The organism is Mycobacterium basiliense (assembly GCF_900292015.1).
GTDB classification, from domain to species: domain Bacteria; phylum Actinomycetota; class Actinomycetes; order Mycobacteriales; family Mycobacteriaceae; genus Mycobacterium; species Mycobacterium basiliense.
The window spans coordinates 2,967,698-2,984,294 of sequence record NZ_LR130759.1; the positions used below are offsets into that span (position 1 = coordinate 2,967,698).

At 62.3% G+C, this 16,597-nt stretch carries 14 protein-coding genes; 7 read left to right on the plus strand and 7 right to left on the minus strand.

The genetic code is table 11. The features are described 5' to 3' along the window. The first annotated feature begins 1,106 nt into the window (after nucleotides 1–1,106). Nucleotides 1,107–1,763, plus strand: a complete 657-nt coding sequence (locus MB901379_RS12645; RefSeq protein ID WP_158017011.1) for a TenA family transcriptional regulator — start codon at nucleotides 1,107–1,109, stop codon at nucleotides 1,761–1,763. Nucleotides 1,764–2,013: 250 nt separating this feature from the next. On the opposite strand, the gene MB901379_RS12650 is transcribed toward MB901379_RS12645, so the two are convergent. Further along, nucleotides 2,014–2,493, minus strand: a complete 480-nt coding sequence (locus MB901379_RS12650) for an MPT63 family protein (protein WP_158017012.1) — start codon at nucleotides 2,491–2,493, stop codon at nucleotides 2,014–2,016. A gap of 478 nt (nucleotides 2,494–2,971) precedes the next feature. Between MB901379_RS12650 and MB901379_RS12655 the strand changes: the two genes are divergently transcribed. After that, the gene (locus MB901379_RS12655) at nucleotides 2,972–5,299 is read left to right on the plus strand and encodes an arylsulfatase (RefSeq protein ID WP_158017013.1); all 2,328 of its coding nucleotides are present in this window, start codon (nucleotides 2,972–2,974) and stop codon (nucleotides 5,297–5,299) included. A gap of 88 nt (nucleotides 5,300–5,387) precedes the next feature. Continuing rightward, nucleotides 5,388–6,068, plus strand: a complete 681-nt coding sequence (locus MB901379_RS12660; RefSeq protein WP_158017014.1) for a GAP family protein — start codon at nucleotides 5,388–5,390, stop codon at nucleotides 6,066–6,068. 254 nt (nucleotides 6,069–6,322) lie between these two features. On the opposite strand, the gene MB901379_RS12665 is transcribed toward MB901379_RS12660, so the two are convergent. Continuing rightward, nucleotides 6,323–7,279 carry an antibiotic biosynthesis monooxygenase gene (locus MB901379_RS12665; protein WP_158019133.1) on the minus strand — a complete coding sequence of 319 codons (957 nt, stop codon included), beginning with the start codon at nucleotides 7,277–7,279 and terminating at the stop codon, nucleotides 6,323–6,325. Nucleotides 7,280–7,688: 409 nt separating this feature from the next. On the opposite strand from MB901379_RS12665, the gene MB901379_RS12670 reads away from it, so the two are divergent. Then, on the plus strand, nucleotides 7,689–9,044 hold the full coding sequence (locus tag MB901379_RS12670; protein ID WP_158017015.1) for an 8-oxoguanine deaminase: 1,356 nt from the start codon (nucleotides 7,689–7,691) through the stop codon (nucleotides 9,042–9,044). A gap of 38 nt (nucleotides 9,045–9,082) precedes the next feature. Here MB901379_RS12670 and MB901379_RS24600 read toward each other — a convergent pair whose 3' ends face one another. The 3 genes from MB901379_RS24600 to MB901379_RS12685 form a co-directional block, all read right to left on the minus strand. Further along, entirely contained in the window at nucleotides 9,083–9,304 is a 222-nt protein-coding gene (locus MB901379_RS24600; RefSeq protein ID WP_232021826.1) for a hypothetical protein, read from the minus strand. A gap of 388 nt (nucleotides 9,305–9,692) precedes the next feature. Then, nucleotides 9,693–10,052 carry a cupin domain-containing protein gene (locus tag MB901379_RS12680; protein WP_232021827.1) on the minus strand — a complete coding sequence of 120 codons (360 nt, stop codon included), beginning with the start codon at nucleotides 10,050–10,052 and terminating at the stop codon, nucleotides 9,693–9,695. Between the two features lie 117 nt (nucleotides 10,053–10,169). Next, nucleotides 10,170–10,838, minus strand: a complete 669-nt coding sequence (locus MB901379_RS12685) for a cysteine hydrolase family protein (protein WP_158017017.1) — start codon at nucleotides 10,836–10,838, stop codon at nucleotides 10,170–10,172. A 718-nt stretch (nucleotides 10,839–11,556) separates the two neighbouring features. On the opposite strand from MB901379_RS12685, the gene MB901379_RS12690 reads away from it, so the two are divergent. Continuing rightward, on the plus strand, nucleotides 11,557–13,026 hold the full coding sequence (locus MB901379_RS12690) for an alpha-L-fucosidase (protein ID WP_158017018.1): 1,470 nt from the start codon (nucleotides 11,557–11,559) through the stop codon (nucleotides 13,024–13,026). Nucleotides 13,027–13,240: 214 nt separating this feature from the next. Beyond that, complete coding sequence (locus MB901379_RS12695; RefSeq protein ID WP_158017019.1) at nucleotides 13,241–14,023, plus strand: YqjF family protein; 783 nt, start codon at nucleotides 13,241–13,243, stop codon at nucleotides 14,021–14,023. Nucleotides 14,024–14,389: 366 nt separating this feature from the next. Here the strand turns inward: MB901379_RS12695 and MB901379_RS12700 are convergent, their stop codons facing one another. Beyond that, nucleotides 14,390–15,157, minus strand: a complete 768-nt coding sequence (locus MB901379_RS12700) for an SDR family oxidoreductase (RefSeq protein ID WP_158017020.1) — start codon at nucleotides 15,155–15,157, stop codon at nucleotides 14,390–14,392. Between the two features lie 56 nt (nucleotides 15,158–15,213). Here MB901379_RS12700 and MB901379_RS12705 point away from each other — a divergent pair, with 56 nt between their 5' ends. Continuing rightward, on the plus strand, nucleotides 15,214–15,690 hold the full coding sequence (locus MB901379_RS12705; RefSeq protein WP_158017021.1) for a nuclear transport factor 2 family protein: 477 nt from the start codon (nucleotides 15,214–15,216) through the stop codon (nucleotides 15,688–15,690). 46 nt (nucleotides 15,691–15,736) lie between these two features. Here the strand turns inward: MB901379_RS12705 and MB901379_RS12710 are convergent, their stop codons facing one another. Then, the gene (locus MB901379_RS12710; protein WP_232021828.1) at nucleotides 15,737–16,597 is read right to left on the minus strand and encodes an aminoglycoside phosphotransferase family protein; all 861 of its coding nucleotides are present in this window, start codon (nucleotides 16,595–16,597) and stop codon (nucleotides 15,737–15,739) included.

A 16,597-nucleotide genomic window follows, 5' to 3' on the forward strand; every position in this document is an offset into this window, starting at 1 on the left:
CGCGGTGACCAACGTCTTTGCGACGGCACTGGCCTTGGCCGCGACCGTGAATTCAGGGCACACGGGAGCTCGCATCAAGTACGGCATTGAGGGCTGCATGCCGACCGTGACATGTCGCGAGTGCAGAAAAAGAATGGTAGCCAGCACCCCGGAAGGTCCCGGATGCGAACAGTCAGCTACCGCATCGACGAGCCGCACGACATATCCGTCGGCTCTACCCAAGTACGGCGACACCCTCAAATCTTCCTCGCTCAATTCGCGGGCCATCGGCAGCACCTACTATCGCGGCCAGCCGCCGAGGCGCTAGGTTCGTCGATGACCACAATATCCTTTGGCCCGCAGCTGCGGAACATTTTACTTCAAAATTTCAAAATTAATCGAGATTGGCCCACCGACACATCATCCGACTTGGCCCAGTCGAAATTCATATTTAGGTGAATTTCGACTGGGTCAATGGTAGTGCCAGCGATAGCTTCCTGAGCCCTTCCGGTTTTGATGGCTCCCCTTGTCTGGGATCGATGGCGATCGTTTGAAGGCAACATCACCCTCGGCACCCACCGGATTAGACGTGCCTGCGCTGCCCCAACCGTCCCAGCTTGCTTGTGCCGCTACTGCCCTTGGCCGCGGGCGGCAATGGCCACAGCGGAACACAACAGCAAATGTCGTCCTGCGCCGAGTTGCCGCTATTACCTCATTAAACTCGACTATCGGGCAACTACATCGACATGCTGGCAACGCATCGAGCGATCGCGAATCGAGCGCGCTCTCGCCGCGACCACGCGGCTGAGACAGGACTCGCGGCGACGGCCCCCATCCGCGGCTGCGCCCGGCGTTGGTCGACCTCGCCGTTACCTGAGGCAATCTGGCAGTCGGCACGCCGAGCCAACAATTGACCTATGCGCGGATGTGCCGAGTATTTTCCGGCCAGGCAACCAAGCGTGCTACGTGGGAATTCTTGGTCGGTCAACACAGCCCCTTGTCTCTATATCAGAGGACATGGTTAAATCAGACGCCGTAACGGAAGTCCGCTAAGCAATCCCCACTCATCGGCGGGATTTTGGACGATCCATGCCGGGATTCGACTAACTTCCCGAGAGGAGCAGACAATGGGCAGGTTCGATCGACTGCTTGAAGCAACCACTGAGGCGTACAACGACAGAATTAACAATCATCCGGGATTGCCTCTAGTGCTAGAGGGTCGAATGAAACGCGAACATTACATTCGTTATCTTCGAGAAATATATCATGTCGTTTGCCACACGACTCGAATTTATTCACTTGCAGGCGCCCGGCTGGGAAACGAAGACCGGGAACTCAGGGACTGGTTTTTTGAAGAATCGCACGAAGAGAACAACCACGATCTGATGTGCATCAGTGATTTGCGGGCCTACGGTGAGGATCCCGAGCGCGTACTAGCGGAGCCTCCGATGGCTGGGGCGTGGGGGATCATCGCGCAGGGCTACTATTTGGCCACGTACGGCAACCCCACGGGGATACTCGGTGTCGCCAGCGTCACTGAGGCTGTGGGCGCGACCCTCACCGGAACCGTGGCGCAGGCGCTGGCCGAACAATACGGGTACAAGCCCGAACAGACCACCTTCCTCAGGGCTCACTCGGGATTCGATGTCAAACACATCGAGGACGTGAAGAACGCGGTGAATACCCTTGTCCGCGATTCTGACTTCGACGCAATCATTCAAGGTCGCCGGATGACTATCCATTTTTACTCACAAATGTTCGACGACATCCTGGCCGCGTGTTAGCCGGCCCGCCCTGTCTGATTGACTGAGGCGATTATCTGATGTCTGGGCGCGGGGCTTCGGCCTGAATTGGCACGTCTCTGCGAGGCTTTCCCCCCGCCCGCAACGAACTCACCCGAACCGAGTTCGCCTCATCGTGGACCACCGCCCACCACGCTCAGGCGGCAGTGCGGCGGCACCACCAAACCGCTCCGCCGCACGCCGGTTCGGGCCGCGGCGGATGGCACGCAATCCGTCGCTGCGCTATCCCGATCTAGGGTACCCAGATCATGAGGTCTTCCATGCCGTTGTTCATGGCAACGATGGTCGGCGCCGGACCGGTGACATCGAAGTAGATCTTGCCGCTGGCTTGCGCACCCTGGGGGATGGTGGCGCCGCTAATCGTGTTCGGACCTGCCACTTGCCACAACACCCGGTAGTTGATGCCGTCGCTGGTGCGCGCGTTGAATTGCGAGACGGCCGGTGTGACGGTGCCCTGGATCGCATTGACGGTCGCGGTGGCTTCCCACAGCTGACCGGCCACCGGATAGCCGGGGACAGCGTCGGTGCTGGATTTGAGATCGCTGACCTTCCAGCCCAGAACGACTTGGCCAACGCTGTCGGTCATAGTCAACTCGCTACCAAATTTGCCGGTGACCGGATAGGCGCCAAACGCGATCGACGCACTGATGGTCGCGATCGTCGCCAGTGCCACAACTGTTACAGCTGTCTTTATGATCGTGGTGAGCTTCATTGGTCCTCCACTAATCGTTCGAATCTGCCTACGCGATAACTCTAAGCTGCAAACGGCCCGGTTGCGGCCAGAAATTTCTTGCGCAGCGCTGCATTGACCCGGTGATCTAACCCCTTTGGTTCGGGCCAGTTCCGGTGCGAGTGCGATGCCCGAAGTCGGGCGCGGCGGACGCGATTTTTGGCATGGCGAACGCATATGCCCCAGGGGGCGGTCCACAAGTTGGCGAGGACGAACGCGGCCAGACACGGGCAAAGGGCCGATCGGAACCGGTGCCCTTTGATGCTGCCACGGAAGCCTCGCAAGCCACGGTGAGACCGCCCCTCAACAACTCTCATATCCACTGGCTCGGAAGCTGGGACCTCGTCGCCAACGCCCGGTTCATGGGGTAGGAAGGACCGAAGGGCTCGAACCCGGGCGGATGGCCGTCGAACGACCCTGACAGACAACAGTTCACCACACAGCCATGCAGGAGGCACGTATGGTCGATTTGCCGCGCGAGGACCAGCCATTCACCGGGGTCATCAACCCGGCAGTGGCCGATTCCATCCCGGTCAAACCGTCCATCACCTATCCGCCCGCGGGCGCCCCGAATGTCGTCCTCGTACTGCTTGACGATGTCGGATTCGGTGCCCCGTCGACGTTTGGGGGACCGATCCCAACGCCGGCGCTGGACCGAGTTGCCCGTACCGGCCTGCGCTACAACCAGTTCCACACCACGGCACTGTGTTCACCGACACGGGCCGCGCTGCTGACCGGACGCAACCACCACAGCGCGCACATGGGCACCATCTGCGAAATCGCGTACGGATTTCCCGGTTACGACAGCGTGATACCACAAAGCACGGCAACCATCGCCCAGATCTTGCGGATGAACGGTTACAACACCGCACTATTCGGCAAGGCGCACCTCACTCCGACCTGGGAGATCGGTCCGGCCGGCCCGTTCGACCGCTGGCCCACCGGGCTCGGATTCGAACGCTTTTACGGTTTCCTGGGCGGCGATACATCCCAGTATGAACCGGCGCTGTACGACCAGACCACGCCCATCGAACCCTACCTCGGCCGCGACGATTACCATCTCACCGAGGATCTGGCCGACAAAGCGATCGACTGGATCCGACGACAGCAGACCTGCGCGCCGGACAAGCCGTTCTTTCTGTACTTCGCCCCCGGGGCAACACACAGCCCTCATCAGGTGTGGCCGGAATGGTCGGACCGCTTCGCAGGCCGGTTCGACGACGGCTGGGATGCGTTGCGCGAGCGGATATACGCCCGCCAAATCGAAATGGGCATCATTCCGTCCGGCACTCAACTGACCCCACGACCCGAGCAGATACCGGGGTGGGCCGACTACGACGACCGCTACCGGCCGGTGGCCCGACGCCTGATGGAGGTTTACGCCGGGTTTTTGGCCCATACCGACGCTCAGATCGACCGGGTCATCGATGCCATCGACGAGTTAGGGCAGTGGGACAACACGCTGTTCATCTACGTGTGCGGAGATAACGGCGCCTCGGCGGAGGGGACACTACACGGGGCATGGAGCTGTCCGGCGTTTCAAAATGGGCTACCCGAGGATCCCGAGTGGCTGCTAGAACACCTAGCCGATTTCGGTACCGGACGCTGCGAGAACCACTACAACGTCGGTTGGGCCTGGGCGCTCGACTCACCGTTTCAGTGGATGAAACAGGTGGCATCCCATTTCGGGGGAACCCGCAACGGTATGGCGATTTCGTGGCCCAGCGGGATCACCGCGGCAGGTGAGCAACGCGGCCAGTTTCACCACGTGATCGACGTCGTTCCCACGATTCTGGAGGTCACCGGCATCGAGATGCCGATGCACGTCAATGGCGTCGAGCAGAAGGCGATCGAAGGTGTCAGTATGCGCTATTCGTTCGACGATGCCGATGCTGAAACTCGCCGAACCACACAATACTTCGAGATATTCGGTAATCGCGCCGTCTACCATCGGGGCTGGATCGCATCGTGCTTCCATGGTCGGCTGCCGTGGATTCGGACGCAGCAGACCGCTCCGTTCGGCGAGGCCGAGCGTTGGGAGCTCTACCATCTGGGCGACGACTTCAGTCAAGGGGTGGATCTGGCCCAGCAACACCCGGACAAGCTCGCCGAGCTGCAAGCCGTTTTCGACGCCGAGGCACGCAAATACAACGTCTACCCAATCAGCGACGCGACGCTGGCCCGCGCCCTACCCGCCAACCGACCCGATCTGCTGGACGAGCGTACCTCGGTCACCTATTACCCCGGTCAGGTTCGCATTCCCGAAACCTCGACGCTGTCCTACAGCAGTACATCGTTCGAGCTGAAGGCCCACCTGCAGATCCCGCCGGCCGGGGCGCAGGGGGTGGTCATCAGCCTTGGCGGTGCGATGGCCGGATGGAGCCTGTACCTGCGTGCCGGCATCCCGCACTTTGCCTATAGCTACCTGGGCCATGAGCTCACCACTGTGTCGGCGCGCGAGCCGCTGCCGGAAGGGCCAGTTGCCCTTGGCCTTTCGTTCGACTATGACGGCGGGGGGCTCGGTAAGGGCGCATCGGTGTCGCTGCTCGTCGACGACGCCGAGGTGGCCAGTGGACGCCTCGAGCGGACGGTCCCGTTCCGATTCTCGCTAAGTGGCGAAACCTTGGATGTCGGAACCGATACCGGTTCGCCGGTCGCACCGTACGGGCACGATTTCCGGTTCACCGGCCGGATCGAGCGGATCGACGCCACCGTTCGCCCGCAGCCCACCGACTTGGCCGCCGCGATCGCCGATGCCGAGCTGCGTGCGGCCCTGGGCTCCCAGTAGGGAAGTCGCTTGATCAGCGTGAACATCGGCAGTAAAACACAACGGCAAGCGCGGCGGCATCGGTAGCCCGGGTCGATATCCTCAGCCGATGTTTACGATGTGGAGCGGTCTGCTGCCACTGATTTTTGGCAGCGCGCTGGAACCGATTGAGATGGCGATAACGATCATGCTGCTGGGCACGCCGTCGCACCTTCGGGCGGCCAGCGCGTGGATCGCTGGGCATGGTGTCACCCGTTTGCTGCAGGGCTTGATCTTCGGCACCATCTTGCATTGGGGAGCCCGCCGCACCACTGCGAATCACCCGCAGCATTGGATCGTATCGACCGTACTTCTGGTGGTGGCCCTGATCTTTCTGATCACCGCGGCGCGAGAGTTGTTGAGTGCCGACGACCCCGAGGCGCCACCGCCGAAATGGATGGAAATCCTGACGTCGGCAACACCAACCAAGGCCTTCCTCATCGGCGCGGGTCTCATGACGGTGTCGGTGAAGTCATGGGTTTTCACGCTGGCTGCCATCGGCGTGATCGGCAACGCCGGTGCGGGGCGAGCGGTCAACATGTTGGCTTACGTCGCCTTCGTGGCACTCGCCACGAGTGGGAACCTGATCATCGTCGGTCTCGCTGCGCTCTTTCCCGAGCGGTCGCGGTCCCTGTTGGACCGAATCCTGGGTTGGCTACAGGACAATAACCGGCCAATCATGATCGTCGTGGGCCTGGTGTTCGGAATCTGGTTCGGCTTCAAGGCCCTGCACGGCCTCGGCATGCTGTAGACCAGCACCGCCGGCGGCCACGATCAGCGAGCGGCCAGCGGTCCCCAAGACACCTCGAGTCGGTGCGCACCGTGCCGTCGAGACGCGCGCCGTCCACCCCGTAGTCCGAGTATCAGTACGAGCCAGCTGAGCCAGCACGCCGCCCTTTCCGCTGTCTCCGCTCCTTGTGAGCCGCCATAATCGCTCCGACCTGGAACCGATCGCTGATTACCAAATACATTGCCGTGCAATATAATCAACCCATCGATCGACCTTCACTGAAGGTGCCAGAACCGGATTGTTACCAGGTAAAACACGCCTACCCACGCCGCGTTCACGAGCAACACCAACGCGATGCCTCGGACATTGGTGCCCGGCTGTGCCGCGTCGGGCTTAGGTTTGAGCCACCAACCCAAGATCGGGTTGCCGTAGTAGGGCATGGTCACATAACTCATCGCGAAGCTCGACAACAGGTTTCCGACCAGCATCGCCGCCCAAAGTGGCATATGGAATGGCGTGATGAGCAGGGTCAGCAACATCACGGTGGGATAGAGCCCCATCCACACCGCGACCGCGGTCTTGAAATCCGATGGCGGCGCCGCGCTCTGCTCGCCGAACACAAACCAGTTGCCGAAGGAATGATCGATCTTGCGCATCTTGAAGTCGCGGAAATGGGGATGACGAAGAAACTGCTTGCGCGCATCGGAGGTTAGCCAGGCGTCCAGGCTTTCGGCGTTGGCGAATCGATAGCAAATCGTCCATTCGTCCTGAAGCCCGCGAACCGGGCGAAACACCTCGGCGCCGCGGAAGCCCGGGAATTTGCTTTCAGCCGCCGTAATTTCCCGCTGCCACGCCTGGAACTCCTCCGCCTTCTCCTCAGGAACGCGGTGCGTCACAACGACCGTGACCAATGCGTCGTTGGCTTTGGTACTGCGCGCCACCACCTGCCGTGTGCCCGGTCCGGCGAACATCTCGGCCGCCTCGTTGAGCAGCGCCTGACGGGTCTCACTGTTGATCCAGTTCTGCGCGTTCGCCACCGAATCGAAACGGTAGACACCCACCCAGTCCTTCTGCCCGCCACTGGGCGCTTGCAGCTCGCAGCCTACGTAGCCCGGGTAGCGCGATGCAGCGGAATGCGCTCTTTTCTGCCACGTCAAGTAGTCGTCCTCGAACCCGGCCCGCACAGCCTGGCCGATGATCACACTCACCGCGTCATCGCCAGGCCCGAGCATGTCGGGCGGGCGCTCTGACCCGCGTTCGTCCTCGCCGCCGGCGGCGGCCGCACACACCATCAGTAGAGGTATCGATTCCGGCAATGACTGGACACATCGCAACGAGTTTCCGCCGGGCGTGGCCTGGCGATATGCACTCGAGGAGCGCCCCGCCAAGCACTGAGAACCGGTTCTGTGGCTGGTTTGCACGCCATAACCATGAACTCGTCAGCCGTCATCGCTTGTTCCCGTCACAATGTCGGTTCAGCACCGCGAAGTTGGACCAACAATAACGTGCCAGGTCGCAGGAAGGCTGAAAAAGACAGCGAACGCAAGCGGCCAAAGTCTGGCGATATGTTGGCCTGGGCCCCAGGCTGTGCACACCGGGCGGGCCGCTGAGCGCTTCAGCTCGGTGATGTCAGAATGGCTCATGCCCATTCTGGTCATCGATGGCGCCGCGGTCGCAACCGTCGATGCCGCGGCCGCTGAGTTCTCACCCGGGCACGTCGTGGTCGAAGACGATCTGATCGTTGCGGTCGGAGATGGACCGGCACCAGAAGCGCCGGGGGCAACCGTCGTCGACGGCCGCGGCTGCCTGGTGACACCCGGATTGGTCAACACTCACGATCACCTCTACCAGTGGATCACCAGGGGCTACGCCCAAGACAACTCGCTGTTTGAGTGGCTGACCGTCTTGTATCCGGTCTGGGGTCAGTTGGATGCGGAGCTGCAATTCGCCGCGGCCAGCGCGGCGCTGGCCAGGCTGGCGCTCACCGGCTGCACCACGACGACCGATCACCACTACGTCTTTCCCCGCAGCGGCGGTGACCTGCTGGGCGCCGGGATCGCTGCGGCGCAACGTATCGGGATCCGATTCCACCCCACCCGGGGGTCGATGGATCTTGGCGTCTCATCAGGCGGGCTGCCGCCCGAGCACACCGTCGAAGACATCGACACGATACTGACGGCGTGTCAGCAAGCCGTTGACACGCACCATGATCCCGGGTTCGGCTCGATGCTACAAATCGCGCTTGCGCCGTGCTCACCGTTCTCGGTTACCGGGGATTTGATGCGTCAGTCGGCGCTGCTGGCACGCGATCTGGGCGTGCGCCTGCACACCCACCTCGCCGAGACGCGCGATGAGGAAGAGTTCTGCCTCGCACAATTCGGCGCGCGCCCGGTGGACTACGTCGAATCGCTGGGTTGGCTAGGTGAGGACGTGTGGCTGGCGCACTGTGTGCACCTGTCCGACAGCGACATCAACAGGTTCGCCGCCACCGGAACCGGCGTTGCGCACTGCCCAACCTCCAATGGACGGCTCGGGGCGGGCATCGCTCCTGTCACTGAGCTGCTGGCCGCGGACGTGGCCGTCGGACTGGGCGTGGACGGCGGCTGCACCGAACACCGGGCAATGGCCAACGAACTGCGCGAAGCCACGCTGGCCGCGCGCTTCCGGCTGGGGCCCGGGGCGCTCAGCGCCCGCCAGGCATTGCGGATGGCCACCGTCGGCGGCGCCAGATGCCTTGGCCGCGAACGCGAACTCGGGTCTCTCGAGCCCGGCAAGCTGGCCGATATCGCGCTATGGCAGGTCGATGGGCTCGGCCTCGCCGATGTCGTAGACCCGGTGTGGGCACTGGTCTACGGTCCATCCGCGCCGCTGCGGTTGCTCCTGGTGAACGGGAAAACCGTGGTCGCCGACGGAGAGTTACGCACCGCCGACACCGCCGCCGTCGCCAGGGAGGCCCGCACGGCTGCCGCGACGCTGCGCCGCCGCGCCAACGACTGACCGCAACGCTGCGCACCGGCGATCTTGGCTAACGAGTGCTAACGCCTGCCCCGGTTACCGCAACTGGGAGCCGCCGGCTTCGACCGCCACGCGCAGGCATCGATGTCGGTTGAGCTGCCGAAACCGCCACCGGTAAACACGCCGTAGGCGTCACCGTTGGTACCGGTATAGGTGGCGCCGCCGCCTCCGCCACCGCCGCCTGAACTCTCGGCGGTCACCGACCAGCCGTAGCCCTCGAGCGCCGTTTTGTACGCATCCATGACCTCCGTTGGCGCTCCGTTAACTAAGAAATGCAGGTGGGTGCCGTTGTCCACCAAAGTATCCGGACCGTCGGTCCGCTCAGTGTTCGCCGGAGTAGGTATAAGCGACGGCAGTTGCGCAGCGCTGCCAGCTTGGCTCGGGCGGGAAGTCGCACTCGTCGTCGCTGTACCCGAGCCCGGCGAACTGCTGCAGGCCGATGCGACGAGACCGCTGGCCATCGCTGCGGCCGCCAGCGCACAGATGGCTTTACCTGGCATCAGTCCCTCCCTCTCGGTGCGTGCCGCAGCGCGCACCGTATCAATCGGAAAACAGGTTTGGTCCTTCGCCACACGCGCTTTCCGGTACACCCGAGATCGGTGCGGCCGCCACCTCCTCGGACACAAAAACCTACTCGGACAGGAACCGGACGGGCTTCTCGTAGATCAGTAGTGCCACGCAGCCTCCGACGCTGCCGGGTGAGTGCCTGGTACCGGGTGGATTCACGACAAAACTGCCCGCGGGGTAGGTGCCATGTTCGTCGAATTGCTCACCCTCCAACACGAATATGTGCTCATACCCCACGTGTTCGTGCTCGGCTACGCGGGCTCCCCGTTCATAGCGCAGCAGCACCGCGGACGGCCCACCATCGCCTTCCTTGTATAGCCAGTGCGCTTCGACGCCGGGCCGAAATGGCTGCCAGTCATCCGCACCGCGCAGTTCCTTGGCCTGCTCAAGAAGGCTGGCAAAGACAACTCGGTTGCTGGGCATGGGCGGATCCTTATCTCTCCTGCTGACTTTCTCCAGGTGTCCCTCGGCAAGCGCCGAGGGACCGGTGCACGCAACCGAATTCCGCCATCCGACGGCGTTGGTCATCGGGTTCGTGTCTCATATCGACGCCAACGCATCCAAGAGTTTGTCCGAGGTACAGGTCCACCCGACGATACCGCCCTGCGCGACCAGAGACCGCAGCGTCATTTCTTTGAATTCGGGAAAGTAGCTGTCGGTCGCATCCTCGATCAGCAGGCAGTCGTAGCCACGATCGTTTGCACAACGCATCGTGGTCTGCACGCAGACCTCCGTCGTAATCCCAGTGATCACCAGGTTGCTGATGTTGCGGGTCATGAGGTAGTCATGAAAGACGGTGCGATAGAACGCATCTTTTCCGGGTTTGGGAATAACGAGCTCGTCCTTCAGCGGAACATTCTCGGCGATGAAATCCGACCCTCCCTCGCCGTCGATCAGGATTCGTCCCAGCGGACCGACACTGCCGATCTTCAATTTCGGATTGCCCCGATTGAGCTTGGCCGTCGGCAGGTCGGACAGATCCGGTTTGTGGCACTCTTTGGTATGGATCACCGGCACACCGATCCTACGAAAGGCATCTTGCAGCTCTCGGATAACCGGGATGCAGGGTGCGACATTCTTGACATCGTTGCCAAGGGAGTCGGCGAATCCGCCGGGCATGCAGAAATCCCGCTGCATATCAATGCAGACCAGCGCCGAGTGGTTGATGTCGAACTGATAGGGGAACGGACGCGCGTCGATAACTGGCATGTCTTCCTAACTCCCAAGCCCAGAGCCACAGCGCAGGTGGCCGGGTGATCGGATGGTGGTAGGTGTGCGCGAACACTTATCATGCCTTGCCGCCACGGCGAGGTCTAGCGATTGGTGCCGGCTGACAGCAGGAATTCCACTGCCGTTGTGCGGGTTCCGTCGCTGCGACATCACGGCGTGTCGGCGAGCCAGACATAGCGACAACTCGGCCCACGGCAACGGCTCCCTCGCCTCAGCGAGATGCGCTCCCTTTGGGTCGATTGGTGGCGCGCTAGTTGTCAGTATCTCCCAAACACCCTAGGCCATGGGGGTCGTCATCAGGTACCTCCCGGCATGTCTGGCGGGGAGCTGCGGCGGATACCGTGATGACACCATCGACGCACTCGGCAGCACCGGCGCCAATTCTCTTGGCGTGCCTCGGTTCGTTCTCCTGAACCGTACCGCAACAGCGCATGCTCGGCACTCGATCACGCCGAAGTGGGGTGTCCGCGGTGGTGATCGTGATGATTCTTCGCGTGCGCCGCCTCCTGCCCCCAATACCCCAATAGGTACACTCCCGGAACGGATCGTTTCCATCTCTACGCCCTTGCTTCCCGAAATCCGCAGTGCACCTTGGCTTTGCGAGACCGAGGGTGGACCATTACCGACATGGCCCACCGACCGAGGACAATACGGACGAAGCCCACCCATCGCGCATCAGTCCTAGTAAGGTGCGGGGATGGCCGAATACCTCCCGACCAAGAAATCACTTGCCGCACATCCCATGCCCGAATGGTTTGAAAACGCGAAGTTCGGCATCTTCATCCACTGGGGTCTGTATTCAGTGCCCGGATGGGCTCCGCTCGAGGCCGACACCCAGGAACTCATCGCGACCAAGGGTCCGGCGTATTGGCTCAAACACAACCCGTATGCCGAGTGGTACCAAAACACTATCGGTATCCCCGGCAGCCCGTCCTGGCGGCACCACGTTGAAACTTACGGCGCCGACTTCACTTACGACGACTTCAAACCGATCTTCAATAAGGCGTTGAAGCAGTTCGATCCCGACTCCTGGGCCCAGTTCTTCGCCCGGGTAAACGCTCGCTATATCGTCCTCACCACCAAGCACCACGACGGCTTCACGTTGTGGCCCAGCCGGCATCCCAACCCTTACAAGGACTCCTGGCAATCCACCCGCGATGTGGTCGGAGACCTGACGAGCGCCGTGCGCGACCGCGGCCTGAAGATGGGGCTGTACTACTCGGGCGGATACGACTGGACGTTCAACCCGCTAGTCATCAAAGACCTTGTGGGAATGGCTGGTTCGCTCGTGCAGACCCCCGAGTATGCCCAATACGCGGACAACCACATCCGAGAACTCATCAACCGCTACCAGCCATCGGTGCTCTGGAACGACATCGGCTATCCGCCCCAGTCCAATCTCGTCGAACTATTTGCGCATTACTACAACCAGGTGCCGGACGGAGTCATCAACGACCGCTGGGCGCAATTTCCGGTACCCAGGGTTCCCGGTGTGGAGCCACTGGTGAAGGGCGGTCTCAGTTTGGCCAACGCGGTATGGCGGTTCCTGCCCAACCGATTCCGGGTCCTCGACTTCCCCGCTGGCTTTCACTATGATTTCCGCACCCCGGAATACGCCCAATACGACGACATCAAGACGTTCAAATGGGAATCGACTCGCGGCGTGGGGAACTCATTCGGTAACAACCGCCAAGAGGGTCCCGACGAGATGCTGTCCCTCACCGAACTGGCTCGTGGCTTCGCCGACCTGGTAAGCAAGAACGGCAACCTGCTGCTGGGTATCGGGCCGCACCCGGACGGTACGATTCCCGAGCCGCAAGAAAGACTGCTCGCGAACTTCGGCGCATGGCTCGACGTGACGGGGGAAGCTTACTTCGATACCCGGCCTTGGACTATCGCGGAGGCCACCGCCACCGACGGCACCGGAGTGCGGTTCACACAGGGCGAAGATGCAGTGTATGCGACGTTCCTACAGGCTCCTGGCGAACGCCGGGTGGGACTGTTAGGGCTCACGGGGAATGCGGATACCAGGGTGCGGCTACTCGGCGGCGGCACCCTCGAACACGACTGCACCGACGACCGCATCAACGTCACCTTCCCCGACAGACTGGACGTCTGGCCGGCCTACGCGCTGAGGATCACTCCCAAGCCCAGGGTGAAGACCTGACTGCAAACGGCCGGGCCTGGTGACGTTGGCTCCTTAGCTTTTCGTGCGGACGAATCGAACAGCTCGTCAGTGCAGTAGCGATGGATCTTAATCCATTGCGCGGCAATCTAATCGGTGTCGCCCAGCCAATGCCGGACACCGTGACCCGTGCGGTGGCCGAGTGGTCCTTGGCGAAAGCCGGCGCCGTGGCCGTCTCGCATGTCACGATGGTGAGGTGAGCGCCCTACCCGACCCGTCGGACTCAGAGTCGGCGGCAAGTCAGTACCTTGCTGGCTATCCTGTCTCGCCGGCGCCCCTGGCCCGCCCGGTTATCTTCGAACAGCACTGGTGCGACCTGACCTTTCTCCATTGGCCCGTGCTGCCGGCGAGCGTCGCGGATATGTATCCGCCGGGGACACGCCCCGACGTGTTCGCTGATGGGTTGACGTACGTCGGCCTGGTTCCGTTTTCCATGACCAGCACCAAGGTCGGCACGGCGCTGCCGCTCCCGTATTTTGGCCGGTTCCTCGAGACAAACGTCCGCCTCTACTCGGTGGACGACGCCGGCCGCCACGGCGTCATGTTCCGTTCGCTGGAAACGGCTCGCCTGGCCGTTGTGCCCGTCACCCGCATCGGCCTCGGTGTTCCTTACACTTGGGCGCGGATGCGGATGGGATGGGCTGGATCACGCGTCACCTATGCCAGCGTGCGACGCTGGCCCCGGCGTGGCCTACGCAGCCGGCTGACAATCACCGTAGGCGAGCAGGTCGAACCGACTCCCTTGGAAATCTGGCTCACCGCTCGTTGGGGAGCACACACTCGCAAGGCCGGACGGACGTGGTGGGTGCCGAACGAACACGGACCCTGGCGGTTGCATGCGGCGGAGATCGTCGAGCTGGATGAGCAGCTGATCTCGGCGAGCGGCGCGCGGCCCGCGGGGGAGCTCTTGCGTGCCCTGTTTTCACCCGGCGTACGAACCCGTTTCGGCCGCCCGTGCATCGTCGAGCGCATGGTGTAGTGAGCTTCAGCAGGCCAGCACATGGAAATGCTCCCGTTGGCGATCGCCGTCGATACCGCTGAACGGTCCGTCCTCGAAGCGCCGCCACGGGCTGTGGAACGGCACCTCGGGTACACAATTCGATACAGCGCCGACGCGTTCGGCTCGGCAAGCGCCTCGGCCACCAAGTCGATTCGGTCGGCCGACACCGGCCGTTGGCCAGACCGAAGAACGTCTCCACGATGAGTCTGGCTTGGCGTTGCGGACGTGCGACGGCAGCTAAGTAATGAATCGGCAAGCGGTTCGGCCGATTTCAACAGCCGGACCCACCCGGCGGTTTGGCCGCAGACCGCGCAGGGAAAGCGGCGTTGAGGTGCCGGTGTTGCTTCACGGGCAGGTGTAACCGCCGTCGATGACGATGTCCGAGCCGGTCATGTAGCTGGACGCCGCGCTGGCGAGGTACAGGTATAGGCCCGTAAGTTCTTCCGGCCGGCCGATGCGGCCCAGCGGAATCTTTGGCTCCCAGAGCGCGTGGTATTCCGCCAGCGGCTCGACGAGCTCGGTGAGGATGTATCCCGGACTGACGCTGTTCACCCGGATGTTGTGCGGAGCCAACTCCACGGCCATGGCCTTGGTCAGGTGTACGACTGCTGCCTTGGAAGTGCAGTAGTGGCTTACCTGTTGGGGGACATTGATGATGTGCCCAGACATCGACGCCGTGGTAATGATGCTTCCGCCCTGGCCGTGTGCGACCATCGCCCTGGCAGCCGCCTGCGCAGTGAGAAAGACCCCGGTCACGTTCGTGTTCTGTATGCGCTGGAACTCTTGCAGGGTGATGTCCAGCATCGGGGTGACAGCGACTATTCCAGCATTGCAAACGGCGATGTCGACGCCACCCAGCTCACCTATCGTCTGGTCCACCATGCTGGCAACCTGATCCTGCTGCGTCACATCACAGCAGATAGGAATGGCTTTGCCGCCAGCCGCAGCGATCTCGTCGGCCAACGTCTGAAGGGCGTCGGAATGCCGTGCGGCTATCGCGACTTCGGCCCCGGCTTCGCTGTAGGCCAGCGCCACTTTCTTGCCGATGCCGGTGGAGGCCCCGGTGATGAGCGCCCGCTTGCCGCGCAAGTCGAACAGGTCTAACACACTCATTCGTCATCCCCTTCGGACGGTTACTGCCAAACGACACACGTTCTAGTGTGTCTGGTATGGGCAACTTCCCGAAATCCGAAATAGATCAAGCAGTCAGGCACTACTCCGCAGTCACCGAGGAGTGCTCTGCCTCTGGAAATTGGGGGCCCTTCGCAGATTTGTTCACCGAAGACGTCATCTATACCGAACACCACTACGGGGTATTTCACGGGCGCGAGGCAGTGCGCGAGTGGATCGTTGCGGTCATGGCGCCTTTTCCGAACATGCGCTTCCCCCACGAGTGGATTGCCTACGACGAAGACAACGACGCCGTCGTGCTGATGATCAAGAACCTGCTCGATCACCCCACCGATCCCAGCGGTGAGCCGTTCTGGTTCCCCAACTGGACCCGACTCGTCTACGCCGGTGACGGCCTGTTTTCCAGTGAGGAAGACATCTACAACCCCAACCGTGATGCACCCCGCGTCATCGCTGCCTGGATGCACGCCGGCGGCAAGCTAGCCACCAACGAGATCCCACAACCCGAGACCTAACCAGTCAGGAGGGACGGCGACGTCGGTGCGGAGGCCTCGCCAACGACTAGTGATCAGCCGCGTGATCGCTGAGAATGCGCTCGATGATGGCCCGACAAGCCGCAGCGGCGCGTTGGTGGTCGGCTTCCAGACTGCTACGCAAGGTGATCAGGGCCTTCCACAGCGCCCATCCGCGGCCGCGGCGCCAGGTAGCGGCATCGACACCAAGAGCTCGGCGAAATGCATTTCGGCTGGCGCCGTCGAAGTGGGTCCAGGCGATGACACTGTCGCAAGCGGGATCTCCGATGCCGCTAAGGCCGAAGTCGATAACTGCGGTCAGGCACCCATCGTGGGTCAGCAAGTTGTCCGCCGCAATGTCACCGTGAAACCAGCGCGGCTCGCCGGTCCACCTGCTGTCGACGGCGGCGGCCCATGCGGCCCGCACAGCGGAGCCATCGATGTCATCGCCGAGGTCATCGATCGCGGCCTGAGCTTCGTCCGAGTAGACCGAAACCGATGCCCCACGAAAGAAGTTGTGCGGTCCGGGCCGTGGACCACCGCTGGGATTGATGCCGCGCAGTGCGCGCAGAAACTCGGCAAGCCGCCGGGCGATTGGGCGCCAGTCAGTGATCGTCTGGGCCGCGGTGGTGCCTTCGAGCCAGCGGTACACCGACCAATGATGGGGGTAGCAATAGGCCGGTGTGCCCATGGCGACTGGTTGCGGTATCGCCAGGGGCAGTTGTGGCGCCAGTCGGGGAAGCCAGCGCTGTTCCTTGGCAACCTGACCCGCATACCGGTCGCCCGCCGGCAACCGTACCGACAGCTGGGTGCCGAGCCGGAAGGTGCGGTTATCTATGCCTTGTGGTGCAACGGATTTGATGGCTAGCGAGGACCACTGGGGGAATTGCGAGTCGATGAGGCGACGCAC

Excerpts from the sequence above, each read along its gene's own strand:
- MB901379_RS12660 (WP_158017014.1), top strand. The coding sequence starts at position 5,388 with ATGTTTACGATGTGGAGCGGTCTGCTGCCACTGATTTTTGGCAGCGCG.
- MB901379_RS12700 (WP_158017020.1), bottom strand. The coding sequence starts at position 15,157 with ATGAGTGTGTTAGACCTGTTCGACTTGCGCGGCAAGCGGGCGCTCATC.
- MB901379_RS12685 (WP_158017017.1), bottom strand. The coding sequence starts at position 10,838 with ATGCCAGTTATCGACGCGCGTCCGTTCCCCTATCAGTTCGACATCAAC.
- MB901379_RS12705 (WP_158017021.1), top strand. The coding sequence starts at position 15,214 with ATGGGCAACTTCCCGAAATCCGAAATAGATCAAGCAGTCAGGCACTAC.
- MB901379_RS12690 (WP_158017018.1), top strand. The coding sequence starts at position 11,557 with ATGGCCGAATACCTCCCGACCAAGAAATCACTTGCCGCACATCCCATG.
- MB901379_RS12670 (WP_158017015.1), top strand. The coding sequence starts at position 7,689 with ATGCCCATTCTGGTCATCGATGGCGCCGCGGTCGCAACCGTCGATGCC.
- MB901379_RS24600 (WP_232021826.1), bottom strand. The coding sequence starts at position 9,304 with ATGGATGCGTACAAAACGGCGCTCGAGGGCTACGGCTGGTCGGTGACC.
- MB901379_RS12655 (WP_158017013.1), top strand. The coding sequence starts at position 2,972 with ATGGTCGATTTGCCGCGCGAGGACCAGCCATTCACCGGGGTCATCAAC.
- MB901379_RS12680 (WP_232021827.1), bottom strand. The coding sequence starts at position 10,052 with ATGCCCAGCAACCGAGTTGTCTTTGCCAGCCTTCTTGAGCAGGCCAAG.
- MB901379_RS12665 (WP_158019133.1), bottom strand. The coding sequence starts at position 7,279 with ATGCTCGGGCCTGGCGATGACGCGGTGAGTGTGATCATCGGCCAGGCT.
- MB901379_RS12645 (WP_158017011.1), top strand. The coding sequence starts at position 1,107 with ATGGGCAGGTTCGATCGACTGCTTGAAGCAACCACTGAGGCGTACAAC.
- MB901379_RS12650 (WP_158017012.1), bottom strand. The coding sequence starts at position 2,493 with ATGAAGCTCACCACGATCATAAAGACAGCTGTAACAGTTGTGGCACTG.